Below are 12,489 nucleotides of genomic sequence, written 5' to 3'. Positions count from 1 at the left end.
GGCTATCCGGCCCCACCGACAACCGACGGCCACCCGGGCGGGCACGCCTGCCGCCGGGGTCGACCCGGCGGGGCGTGCTCGGGCGACCGTCAGACGTTCTTGTTGCCGCCGCCCGTGAACTTGCTGATGTCCACCGTCTGGGAGGCCGGCGGGGCCACCGCCCTGACCGGCTTGTTGAAGTCGGTGAACGTGACGTGGCCCGGCTCGTCGCCACCCGCCTCGACGATCTTCAACGGGTACGGCTCACCCTGCGCCGCCACGTAGATCGTCGTCGTCTCCGCGCTGCCGGTCTTCTTCTGGATGATCGTGACGACCGGCTGCCCGTCGACCGTGGTCGGCGCGCCCTTGGTGAAGGGGCCGTCGTCGTTGTCCGACGACATCTCGTCGGCGAACGAGTCCAGATCGCAGAAGCTCTGCAGGTCCTCGTCCGCGGAGGCGTCGCCCGCCACCTTCATCCACTTGCCGTGCAGCAGCTCGACCATCGCGCTGCCGTCCTTGCCACCGGACTTGCGCCAGAAGCTGTCGTCGGCCTTGACGTACGTGGTGTGGTGCGTGCTGATGAACTGCATCGCCATCTTGTCCTGGCTCATCGCGCCGGCGCACTCGCCACCCTTGGACATGGCCGTCTTGATCTGCATGGGTTTGCCGTCGTCCATCCCCACGGCGTCCACCCGCACCGAGGTGAGGGCTTTGAGCGCCGCTTCGGCCTTGTCCGAGACCTGCTGCGCGGTCAGTGCGTCGAGTCCCGTGGCCGCCGTGGTGCTCGCCGAGGCGGTCGGCCGCAACTTGGACCCGATCACCGCGTCGTCGGACTTGTCACCCCCGCAGCCGGTCAGTACGCCCGCCAGGGCCGCGCAGACCACTGAAGCCGCCACGACGTTCCGCTGTACTGCCACCGGATTTCCCCTCCACCCACACGCACCACACTGATAAGCACAAGATAAACATGCGGACGCAACGGGTTTGCCCCGGGCCGGAACGCTCAGGCGTCGAGGCCCAGCCCGTCGTCCCCACCGAGCCGGCTGATGTCGATCGTCCGGTTCGCGGGCGGGGCCGCGACGTTGACCGGCTTGTCGAAGGATCCGAAGGTCATGGTCAGCCCGGTCTGGTCCGTGAGCTTCAGCAGGTACGAGGGGCCCTGCGCGGCCACGTAGTAGGTGATGGCCCCCGACCGGTCCTTCTTCTTGATGGTGACCACCGACTTGCCGTCGACCGTCGCACGGGCACCCGCCGTGGCCGAGTCGTGCTCCAGTTGCAGGGTCTTGACCACGTTCGCCACATCGCAGCTCCGGGACAGCCGCTTGCCGGGGGCCGAGGTGCCGGGGAACCTGATCCACCGGTCGGCCGCGAGCCCCCCGAGGGTTTTGCCCCTGGCGCCCAGGGACGTCCAGTACGCGGCATCGCCCTTGATGTAGGAAACCTTGTCGGCGGTTCTGATGACCTGCATCGCCCCGCCGTTCAACCGGACCGCGGCCGCGCACGCGCCGCTCCGGGTCGCCGCGATCTTCACCTGTACCTGCCTGCCCTGGAGAACCCCGGACATCCCCATGGTCATGGAGTTGACGCCGTTCATCGTGTCCCACAGCCGGCGGGAGATCTCCGGCGCCGTCAGCCCGTCCAGCGAGCCGTCCGACGCGGCCGGGGCCGCGTTCGCCGACTTCGACGCCGCGTGGACCGTTCTGCCGCGGTCCGCTGTCCCCTGGCAGCCGGCCAGCGCCCCCACGGCCGTGACGCCGGCCACTACGACTGCGACAACTCTGCGCCTCAACGCCACGACGGCCACATTCCCTCAACCCGCGTCCCCGCACACCCACCCCACCGCAGATGCCCCTGTACCGAACTGACGCCCGAACGGCGGGAAGGGTTGCACGAAGGAGACACGGGTCACGTCACCGCTCGCGGAGCGGGCTACTCCACGACGTGCCGGCCCTCCGGCTGGGCGCTGCACGCCGCGCGGAACGCGCAGTGCGTGCAGTGCTGGCCGGTGGCGGGGGTGAAGCGTTCGTCCAGGACGCGGCCGGCCGCACCGGCCAGCAGGTCCTCCACCACCCACTCCCCTTCTTCACCGCTCCCCTCCCGCTTCCCCGCGAGGGGTTGCTGGCGCTGGACGGCCGGCACGGTGTCGCCGCCGTCCTTCTTCGCCGCGCCGAGGCGCAGTTGCACGAGTTCGGCGCCGCCCGGCAGCGGGCGCTCGCCGCCGAAGAGTTCGTCGACCGCGCCCTCGCGGACCGCGAGCTGGTAGACGGCGAGCTGCGGGTGGCGCTCGACCTCCTTCGCCGTCGGCTTGGACTTGCCGGTCTTGAAGTCGACGACGTAGGCGTTGCCGTCCGCGTCGGTCTCGACCCGGTCCATGCTGCCGCGGATCCGGACCTGCACCTCGCCGGCTTCGAGGACGACGTCGAAGCCGTGCTCCGTGGCGACGGAGGTGCGGCCGCGCTCCATCACGTGCCAGTGCAGGAAGCGCTCCAGCGCGTCCCGCGCGTTCCGTTTCTCCTGGAGGGACTTCCAGGGCGCGTCGAAGGCCAGGGCGTCCCAGACCGAGTCCAGCCGGGCCATCAGCACGTCCAGGTCGGCGGGGGTCCGTCCCGAGGCGACCTCGTCGGCCAGCACGTGCACGACGTTGCCGAAGCCCTGCGCGGCGGTCGACGGCGGCTCCGCCTTCACCTCTCGGCCGAGGAACCACTGCAGCGAGCAGGTGTTGGCGAGCTGGTCCAGCGCGCTGCCCGACAGCGCCACCGGCTGGTCGCGGTCGCGCAGCGGAACCGTCGAGCGCGTCGGCTCGTACAGGCCCCACCAGCGGTCGGGGTGCGCGGACGGTACGAGCGCGTGCCCGGCGTCGTTCAGCGAGGCGAGCCGGGCCAGCCGCAGCGCGGCGGCCTCGCGCAGCGCCGGGGACGCGGCCGGGTCGACGGTGGTCGCGCGCAGCTCCGCGACGAGCGCGGAGACGGCCAGCGGACGGCGCGCGCGATGGGTGACGTCCTGCGGCTCGACGCCGAGCTCGGTCAGGAAGCGGGACGGCTGGTCGCCGTCGTCGGCCGCCGCCTTGACCGCGGTGACGACCAGCCGCTCCTTGGCGCGGGTCGCCGCGACGTAGAACAGCCGCCGCTCCTCGGCCAGCAGCGCGGCCGGGGTGAGCGGTTCCGCGAGTCCGTCGCGGCCGATCCGGTCGGCCTCGAGCAGCGAACCCCGGCGGCGCAGGTCGGGCCAGAGGCCCTCCTGCACCCCTGCGACCACCACCAGCCGCCACTCCAGGCCCTTGGACCGGTGCGCGGTCATCAGGCGTACGGCGTCGGTACGGACGGCCCGGCGGCTCAGCGTGTCGGCGGCGATGTCCTGCGCGTCCAGCTCCTCCAGGAAGTTCAGCGCGCCGCGGCCGCCGGTCCGCTCCTCGGCGCGCGCCGCCGTCTCGAACAGCGCGCACACGGCGTCCAGGTCCCGGTCCGCGTTCCGCCCGGCCGTTCCGCCGCGCGTCGCCGACCGTTCCAGCCGCTGCGGCCACGTCGATCCGTCCCACAGCTCCCACAGCGCCTGCTCCGCGGTGCCGCCGCCCGCCAAGAGCTCCCGCGCCTTGCGCAGCAGCAGCCCGAGCCGCTGCGCGCCGCGCGCGTACGCCGGGTCGTGCGCCACCAGTCGCTCCGGCTCCCCCAGCGCCTCCGCGATCAGCAGATCGGAGGGCCGTGGCACGGTGCGGCCCGCGGCCCGCTCCTCCTCCCGCAGGGCCCGCCCGAGGCGGCGCAGGTCGGCGGCGTCCATGCCGCCGAGAGGTGACGTCAGCAGCGTGATCGCGTCCTCGACGCTCACGGAACCGGGGTCGGGGTCGGGGTCGGAGCCGGGGTCGGGCGCGTCGGGCTCCGGGGCCTCGCCGTCTCCGGCCTCCGGGGGTTCGTCCGACTCCGTCGGCTCCTCCAGTTCGCCGGACCGGGTCTGCGCGGGCACGACGGGGCCCTCCTGCGCGCCCGCGGCGGCGACGCGCAGCGCGAGCAGGAGCGGGGCGACGGCGGGTTCGTGCCGGAGGGGCAGGTCGTCACCGTCTATCTCGACGGGGACACCGGCGGAGGTCAGCGCCCGTCGCAGCCCCGGGATGGAGCGCGCGCCCGCGCGGACCAGGACGGCCATGTCGCGCCACGGGACGCCGTCCTCCAGATGGGCGCGGCGCAGCGTGTCGGCGATGCCTTCGAGCTCGGCGCCCGCCAACGGGTACGTGCGGACGGCGACCGTGCCGCCGTCCCGGACCGCCGCCAGCTCGCGGTGGGCGCGGACGGCCGCGGACGGCAGCCGCGGCAGCGACATCCGGCGGGTGACGAGGCGGGTGGCGTCCAGCAGGGCCGCCCCGGCGCGGCGCGAGACGGTGAGGACGTGCACGGGGGCGGGACGTCCGTCACGGCGCGGAAAGGCGTCGGGGAATTCGAGGATGCCGTTCACGTCGGCACCTCGGAAGGCGTAGATCGACTGGTCCGGGTCACCGAAGGCGACGAGGGTGCGGCCCTGGCCGGCCAGCGCGCGCAGCAGCCGGACCTGCGCCGGATCGGTGTCCTGGTACTCGTCGACGAAGACCGCGTCGTACTGCCCGGCCAGGGCTTCGAAGACCTCCGGGCGCTCGGCGAGCAGCACCGCCCGGTGCAGGAGCTCCGCGTAGTCCAGGACGCCCTGGAGGTCGAGCACGTCCAGGTACTCGGCGAGGAAGGACGCCGCCGCCGACCAGTCCGGGCGGCCGATCCGCCGGGCGAAGTCCTGCAGCGCCGCCGGCCCCAGGCCCAGCTCCCGGCTGCGCGCGAGCACGGCGCGCACCTCGTCCGCGAAGCCGCGGGTGGTGCGCGCGGCCCGCAGGTCGTCGGGCCAGCGGATCCGGCCGCGCCCGTCCTTCTCCAGCGCGGTCTGTCCCGTCAGCAGCTCACGGACGACGACGTCCTGCTCGGGCCCGGACAGCAGCCGCAGCGGGTCGGCGAAGAGTTCGGGGTCCTGGTGCGCGCGGAGCAGGGCGTAGCAGAAGGAGTGGAACGTCGTCGCCTGCGCGGTGGCCGTGCCCCCCATGCGGGCGGCCATCCGGTCCCGGAGCTCGACGGCCGCCTTGCGGCTGAACGTCAGGACGAGGATCCGCTCGGGGGCGGTACCGAGCCGTACCCGTTCGGCGACCGCCTCGACGAGGGTCGTGGTCTTGCCGGTGCCCGGTCCCGCGAGGACCAGCAGCGGTCCCGACCGGTGCTCAACCACCGCGCGCTGTGACGCGTCCAGAACAGGAGGCGCGGTCCGCTCGGGCGGGGTCCGCAGCAGACGGTAGGCGCCGGTGCCCGTGTCGATCCCCCGGTGCGGCGCGCGGTGCGCCGGTCGGAGGGAGGAGGAGGTCACGTGGTTCGCCGGTTCCGTCGGTGCTGTGGGTGGCTCGGGTGCTTCGTGTCGAACGGGTGTTCCGCGTGCTCCGAGGGGAGCGGGTTGCCCGGGCGCCGCGGCTGTCCGCTGCTCCGGACGGTGGCGCCGGTGCGGCCGGTGCGGCCGGCTGTCGACGCTACGCCCTCCGGCACACGGGCCGCAGCCAGTCCCACCCGTGTTCGGGCGTGGAGTCGGTCACGTACTCGACCGCATGCCCGCCCACCTCATCCGCGTAGATGTTCACGTACTCCGTACGGACGCCCCACCGCATGTTCCGGGCCGCCATGGCCGAAGCTGGGAAGCGTGAGCATCCGGTCGTCACTTTCCGGCGGGCGCGCCGTCCCACCTGGCCCGCCGCATGTCGACGCGCGGCACATGGCCCTCGGCGGAGCGTGCCGCCTCCCGCAGCGGCGTGCCCTCCTCCCGGTAGTGCGCCAGCGCCCGCAGCTCATGGCCGGGCAGCAGCAGGCCGTCGGAACGCACCACGCGCCACCACGGCACGGCGCCCCCGTACAGCGCCATGATGCGGCCGACCTGCCGCGGCCCTCCCTCGTCGAGCCACTCGGCGACGTCCCCGTACGTCATCACGCGGCCGGGCGGGATGGCCTCGGCGGTTTCGAGCACCCGCTCCGCGTATTCGGAGGGCGCGGCCTCCTCGTCTGTCCGCTCACTCATCCGAGCCATCCTGCCTCAGACCACCGACAACGGGGGGTTCAGCGCGCATCCCCGGACCGCTCATGCCACCATCGTCGGCGGGGTGACAGGTGATAAGCGAGCAGGACGAGGCAGCGGGACAGCACGACCAGGACGCGGCGGCCGCTTCGGCCGGACGCGCCGTCGGCGTGCCGTCGCCCGACGGAGGGACACCGGAAGTCGACGGCGACGCCGAACGGACCAAGGCCGCAGAAGACTCCGTAGACCCCGAAGGCCCCGTAGACCCCGAAACGGCCAAGGCTCGTGAAGCCGACGAAGCCACCGGAGCGGCCGGAGCCGCCGGAGCATCCGCGGCCGCCAAGGCGTCCGCCGGAGCCGCCGAGTCAGAGGTTGTCCACAGCGAAGACGTCTCCAGCGACGAGCCGCTGCTCGCGGCCCGCGTGCACCGCCCCGCCGACCTCATGCGGTTCCTGCTCGGCCTGCTCGGCATCGCCGTCGTCATGGCCATCGCCGGTTTCGCCCATGCCACCACCAACGGTGTCGAGGCGGACATCGCGAAAGGCGCGCGCAACGCGCCCGACGCGCTGAGCACCTTCGCCGGCCTCACCGCGAGCATCGCCGTACTGATCGTCCCGGTCGCCTTCGCGATCGAGCGGCTGATCAAACGGGACGGGCTGCGGATCGCCGACGGCGTGCTCGCCGCCGTCCTCGCCCACGGCGTGGCGCTCGCCACCGACCTGTGGGTGACCAACGCCGCACCCGACCCGATCAGGGCCGCGATGACCCAGATCGCGCCGGGCGGCGGCGGGATCACCGACCCCGTGCACGGCTACCTGGCGCCGGTCATCGCGTACATGACGGCCGTCGGCATGGCCCGGCGACCGCGCTGGCGCGTGCTGCTGTGGTTCGTGCTGCTGCTGGACGCCTTCGCGGTGCTGGTCGGCGGCTACACGACGCCGTTCTCCATCGTCGTGACGGTGCTGATCGGCTGGACCGTCGCCTACGGCACCCTGTACTCGGTCGGCTCACCGAACGTCCGCCCGACCGGCCAGAACCTGCTCGCCGGCCTGCGCCGCGTCGGCTTCGCACCGCTGACCACCCGCCGCGCGGACGACGAGGTCCCGGAGACCCCCGACTCCGAGCGCGGCCGCGGCTACCTCGTCACGCTGGAGGACGGGCCGCCGCTCGACGTCACCGTCGTGGACCGCGAGCAGCAGGCGCACGGCTTCTTCTACCGGGTGTGGCGCCGGATCTCGCTGCGCGGTATCAACCAGCGCCGCAGCCTGCAGTCGCTGCGCCAGGCCCTGGAGCAGGAGGCGCTGCTCGCGTACGCCGCCATCGCCGCGGGGGCCAACGCACCGAAGCTGATCGCCACCTCCGAACTGGGCCCGGACGCCGTCATGCTCGTCTACGAGCACATCGGCGGCCGCCGGCTGGACGCGCTGCCGGACGACGAGCTCACCTACGAGCTGCTGTCCAACGCCTGGCAGCAGGTCAAGGCGCTCCAGTCACGGCGTATCGCGCACCGGCGGCTGATCGGCGAATCCCTCCTGGTGGATCGTTCCGGCAAGGTCTTTCTGACGGACCTGCGCGGCGGTGAGATCGCGGCCGGCGACATCGTGCTGCGGATGGACATCGCGCAGTTGCTGACCACTGTCGCGCTGCGCGTCGGCCCGGAGCGGGCGGTCAAGACGGCCGTCGCCGTCCTCGGCCCCGACGCCGTCGCCAACTCCCTGCCGCTGCTCCAGCCGATCGCACTGAGCCGCTCCACCCGCGCGGAGCTCAAGCAGCTGAACCGCGAGCGGGCGCAGCGCGAGCGGGACGCCGTGCTCGCCGCGTCGGCGGCCGACAAGGAGGCGCGCGTCTCGGCGGCCGAGGCCGCTCCCTCGCGCGGCTCGACCAAGGCGGAGAAGCGGGCGGAGAAACGCGCCATCGAAGTGGCCCAGGACGAGGCCCGCGAGGAGGATCTGCTCTCCAGGATCCGCCAGCAGGTGCTGCTCATCCGGCCGCAGGCCCCCGTGGAGCCGGTCCGCCTGGAGCGGATCAAGCCCCGCACGCTGGTCACCGTCATCGCGGGTGCCTTCGCCGCTTACTTCCTGCTCTCCCAGATCAGCTCGGTGCCGATCGCCGACACGATCTCCCGCGCGAACTGGGGCTGGGCGGCGATCGCCGTCCTCGGCTCGGCGCTCAGTTACGTGGCGGCCGCCTGCGCGCTGGCCGGCTTCGTCCCGGAACGGCTGTCGCTGTTCAGGACGGTCATGGCGCAGATCGCCGGCTCCTTCGTGAAGCTCGTCGCCCCGGCGGCGGTCGGCGGCGTCGCCCTCAACACCCGCTACCTGCAGAAGACCGGCGTACGGCCGGGCCTCGCGGTGGCGAGCGTCGGCGCGTCCCAGCTGGTCGGTCTCGGCTCGCACATCCTGCTGCTGCTGACGTTCGGCTACATCACCGGCACCGAGAAGACGCCGTCCCTGTCACCGTCCCGCACGGTCATGGCCGGACTCCTCACCGCGGGTGTGCTGGTGCTGGTCGGGACGGCGGTCCCCACCCTGCGCAAGTTCGTCTCCACCCGGGTGCGCGCGCTGTTCGCGGGGGTCATCCCGCGCATGCTCGACGTGCTGCAGCGTCCGGCGAAGCTGCTGACGGGCATCGGCGGCACGCTGATGGTCACGGTCACCTTCATCATCTGTCTCGACGCCTGCGTACGCTCCTTCGGCGGCAGCCTCAGCTACTCGACGATCGCGGTCGTCTTCCTCGCGGGCAACGCCCTGGGCTCCGCTGCGCCGACCCCCGGCGGTGTCGGCGCGGTCGAGTTCGCCCTCACCGGTGGCCTGATCGCGGCCGGCCTCCCGGGCACGATCGCCACTCCCGCGGTGCTGCTCTTCCGCCTCCTCACCTTCTGGCTCCCGGTCCTGCCGGGCTGGCTCTCCTTCAACTACCTCAGCCGCCGGGGCGATCTGTAAGGGGCCGGGCCGCAAGGGGCCGGGCCCGCCGGGACATTTGTCCTGCGGAAGCCCGGAGATCCGGCTCTGCCGGGCGAGCCCCCCTCCGCGCGAAGCTCTCCCACAGGAAGTTCTGACGGAGGAGCCCGGGGATGACGCAGGTGCAGCAGGACACGCAGGCCGGGCCGAGGAGCGCGGGGGCCGTCGCGCCGGACCCTGATCCGAGCCCGCTGGTCACGATGGTGAAGCCGCTCGTCCTCGACATCGCCGTACCGCTCGGTTCGTACTACCTGCTGCGCGACGGCTTCGGCGTCGGCCTGGTCCCGTCGCTCATCCTGAGCAGCATCGTCCCCGCCCTCCGCACCGTCGTCGGGGCGGCGCGCGACCGGTCGTTCAACGGGCTGGCCGGCATCATCCTGGTGGTCAACCTCGTGGGCATCGTCCTCAGCTTCGTCACCGGCGACGCGCGCCTGATGATCGTCAAGGACTCGGTCCTCAGCAGCGTCGTGGGCATCTCCGTACTGGCCGCGGCGGCCACCGGAAAGCCGCTGATGTCCGCGGGACTGAAGCCCTTCATGACGAAGGGCAGGCCCGCCAACGTCCGCGCCTGGGACCGGCTGTCCGCCGTGGACGCCCGCTTCCGCCGCGCGGAGCTGCTGTTCAGCACGATCTGGGGCGCCTGCCTGCTGACCGAGTGCGCCGCGCGGGTCGTGCTGGCCTTCGTCCTCCCGGTCTCCACCATGGTCTGGCTGTCGACCGTCCTGCTGATCGGCTCCATCGTCCTCGCTTCGGTGATCGGCAGCGTCGCCACCAACCCGATCGAGCGGATGATCGCGGACGAGGCCGGGGCACCGGCCGACACCGCCGGCCCGAAATCCGAGTGATCCGTGCACGTATCTAGGCCCGGCGACATTAGCTGACGTACCGTCAGTGAATTCTCGACACCGAGGAGGAGACGGCCGTGCCACAACGACCCGTTCCGCTGGACGAGTACCCCGTGCACCAGATCGCCCGATCCATGCGCCATGTCGCCAGCGGCGACCGCAACGCCTACGACCGGTCGATCTTCCAGGTCTTCGACCACGAGGGTGGCGCGCTGCTCATCACCGGCCTCGGCGTCTACCCGAACCTCGGCGTCACCGACGCCTACGCGACGCTCCTGCGGGGCGACCGGATCATCGCCGTCAGGGCCTCGGACGCGCTCGGCGAGGACCGGATGCGGCAGCAGGTCGGCCCCCTGCGCATCGAGGTCCAGGAACCGCTCAAGCGACTGCGGCTGGTGTGCGAGGAGCAGGAGCCGGGCGAGGACGAGGACGAGGCTTCGAGCCTCTCCTTCGACCTGGTCTGGGAGGCTGACTTCCCGGCCGTCGAGGAGCCGCACCACATCCAGTACTCCGGCGACCGGCTCTTCCTCGAGGCCAACCGGTTCTGCCAGGCGGGCAGTTGCCACGGCGTGATCCGTGCCGGCGACCAGGAGATCACCGTGGAGCGCGGCCGCTTCACCGCCACCCGCGACCGCAGCTGGGGCGTCCGCCCCATCCCCGGCGAGGCGCCCGGCCGGGCCGCCGAGGAGTTCCGCACCGAGGGCTTCCACTGGCTGTGGATCCCGATCCGCTTCGAGGACCGCTTCGTCATGGTGATCCTCCAGGAGGACGCCGACGGCTACCGCACCCTCGACAGCGCCGTCCTCGTCCACCCCACCGAAGCCGGCCGCCCCGACCAGCAACTCGGGCGCGCACACGTCGACATCACCTACCGCTCCGGCAGCCGGCACCCCGAGTCGGCCGTCATCCACCTCACCGGAGCCGACCGCAAGCCGATCGAGATCCACGCCGAGCTGCTCGGCGGCAGCCCGCTGGCGGTCGGCGCGGGCTACCCGCCGGCCGGCGACTGGCAGCACGGCGAGTGGAAGGGCCGCGGCTGGCTGGACCGCCGTACGTACGACCTGTCGGACCCGGCGGGTCTGGGGCTGGCGGCGTACGGCGTCATCGACCACGCGGCCCGTTTCACCTGGGACGGCGCGACCGGCTACGGAATCTTCGAACACGGCAGCTTCGGACGGCACGACCCCAGCGGGTTCACCGGCTTCGACTCGATGGCGCCGTAACCCGTGCCACCGGCGCCGCCCAGACCGTCACCTTCCGTTCGTCGAACCATCGCCCGTTGGAGCAGACCCGCGTACTCCCCTCCGATCCCGGCAAGTAATGGGGGGTAGCCGAAGCCCCTGTCCGGCAAGGCCCGCAAGGAGGAACCGTGTCGAGCCCGACCCCGCCCCCCACGCCGCTCCTGACCACCAGCACCCGCGACCCCCGACTCCTGCGGCAGCGGCTCGACGCCTGGCTGCACGCCCGCGAACCCGGCGCGCACACCCGCACCTTCCAGATCCCGTCCTCCAACGGCATGTCCAGCGAGACCGTCCTGTTCGACCTCGCCGTGCCGCACAGAACGGGCACCGCCCGCCAGCAACTGCGCCCCTGCGTCCTGCGGCTGGCCGCCGACCCCGACGCCTACGCGGCCTTTCCCGTCTACGACATGGAGCGCCAGTACCGCACCATCGAGGCCGTCGCCCAGCACAGCAAGGCACCCGTCCCGGCCCTGCTCTGTCTGGAGACCGACCCGGCGCCGCTCGGCGCGCCGTTCTTCGTCATGGAACGCGTCGAGGGGCGCGTACCGCCCGACGTCATGCCGTACACCTACGGCGAGAACTGGCTCTACGACGCCGACCCCGCCGACCGCGAGCACCTCCAGCGCTCCACCGTCGACGTCCTGGCCGAGCTGCACACCGTCCCGGTCGAGTCGGTCGCGTTCCTGGCCGGGCCGTCCGGCGACGCCCTGCGCGACCATGTCGCGGCCCAACGCGACTACTACCACTGGGTCATCGACGGCCGCTCCCGTTCACCGCTCATCGAGCGCGCCTTCGAGCGGCTCGGCGAACTGTGGCCGGCGGACCCCGGCCCCACCGTCCTGAGCTGGGGCGACGCCCGCATCGGCAACATCCTCTACGCGGGCTTCGACCCCGTGGCGGTCCTCGACTGGGAGATGGCCGCGCTGGGCCCCCGCGAACTCGACCTCGGCTGGATGATCTACCTCCACCGGTTCTTCCAGGACCTGACGGAACAGACCGGCTACCCGGGCCTCCCCGACTTCATGACCCGCGACGCCATCGCCGGCCGCTACCGCGACGCGACCGGCCACACCGCCGGCGACCTGGACTTCCACACCCTGTACGCGGCCCTCCGGCACGCCACCGTGATGCTCCGCATCGGCTACCGCCAGATCCACTTCGGCGAACGCGCCCTCCCCGCCGACCCGGATGACCTGATCATGCACCGCGCCACCCTGGAAGCGATGATCGAAGGCCGCTACTGGTGACGCCGCGCCGGCCTCCGGCGCGGGGCGACGACGCCGGGGAGAGCACCGCCTCTCCCCGGCCCCCGCGCCCCGAGTCCCGTGTGCCGTCGGTGACATGAACGTGACGCGTTAGGCACCGACCCTCCCTCGCTTCCTCCCGCGTGGCTTGGGTAACGTC

The 12,489-nt window shown here is 72.5% G+C and carries 8 protein-coding genes; 4 read left to right on the top strand and 4 right to left on the bottom strand.

Annotated elements, in window-relative coordinates; genetic code table 11:
- Positions 1-89: 89 nt before the first annotated feature.
- The 4 genes from O3X23_RS12080 to O3X23_RS12065 form a co-directional block, all read right to left on the bottom strand.
- Positions 90-896 (bottom strand): hypothetical protein, encoded by an 807-nt coding sequence (locus O3X23_RS12080; protein WP_269271301.1) that lies wholly within the window; start codon positions 894-896, stop codon positions 90-92.
- 86 nt (positions 897-982) lie between these two features.
- The gene (locus tag O3X23_RS12075; RefSeq protein WP_269271300.1) at positions 983-1,741 is read right to left on the bottom strand and encodes a hypothetical protein; all 759 of its coding nucleotides are present in this window, start codon (positions 1,739-1,741) and stop codon (positions 983-985) included.
- A 167-nt stretch (positions 1,742-1,908) separates the two neighbouring features.
- Positions 1,909-5,346: an ATP-dependent helicase gene (locus O3X23_RS12070; RefSeq protein ID WP_443047831.1), complete on the bottom strand. Its 3,438-nt coding sequence runs from the start codon at positions 5,344-5,346 to the stop codon at positions 1,909-1,911.
- Positions 5,347-5,685: 339 nt separating this feature from the next.
- On the bottom strand, positions 5,686-6,051 hold the full coding sequence (locus O3X23_RS12065) for an MGMT family protein (RefSeq protein ID WP_331283904.1): 366 nt from the start codon (positions 6,049-6,051) through the stop codon (positions 5,686-5,688).
- 80 nt (positions 6,052-6,131) lie between these two features.
- Between O3X23_RS12065 and O3X23_RS12060 the strand changes: the two genes are divergently transcribed.
- The 4 genes from O3X23_RS12060 to O3X23_RS12045 all read left to right on the top strand — a co-directional run bounded on the left by O3X23_RS12060 (position 6,132) and on the right by O3X23_RS12045 (position 12,332).
- Entirely contained in the window at positions 6,132-8,981 is a 2,850-nt protein-coding gene (locus tag O3X23_RS12060; RefSeq protein WP_269271298.1) for a lysylphosphatidylglycerol synthase transmembrane domain-containing protein, read from the top strand.
- 131 nt (positions 8,982-9,112) lie between these two features.
- Positions 9,113-9,844, top strand: coding sequence for a VC0807 family protein (locus tag O3X23_RS12055; RefSeq protein ID WP_269271297.1), 732 nt, complete (start codon positions 9,113-9,115; stop codon positions 9,842-9,844).
- Positions 9,845-9,921: 77 nt separating this feature from the next.
- Entirely contained in the window at positions 9,922-11,067 is a 1,146-nt protein-coding gene (locus O3X23_RS12050; RefSeq protein ID WP_269271296.1) for a hypothetical protein, read from the top strand.
- A 146-nt stretch (positions 11,068-11,213) separates the two neighbouring features.
- Positions 11,214-12,332 carry a phosphotransferase family protein gene (locus O3X23_RS12045; protein WP_269271295.1) on the top strand — a complete coding sequence of 373 codons (1,119 nt, stop codon included), beginning with the start codon at positions 11,214-11,216 and terminating at the stop codon, positions 12,330-12,332.
- Positions 12,333-12,489: the final 157 nt, after the last annotated feature.

The sequence above is a fragment of the Streptomyces sp. H39-S7 genome (genome assembly GCF_027158205.1).
Classification (GTDB): Bacteria; Actinomycetota; Actinomycetes; order Streptomycetales; family Streptomycetaceae; genus Actinacidiphila.
This window is presented reverse-complemented; position numbering and strand designations above follow the sequence as displayed.

Excerpts from the sequence above, each read along its gene's own strand:
- O3X23_RS12065 (WP_331283904.1), bottom strand. The coding sequence starts at position 6,051 with ATGGCTCGGATGAGTGAGCGGACAGACGAGGAGGCCGCGCCCTCCGAA.
- O3X23_RS12055 (WP_269271297.1), top strand. The coding sequence starts at position 9,113 with ATGACGCAGGTGCAGCAGGACACGCAGGCCGGGCCGAGGAGCGCGGGG.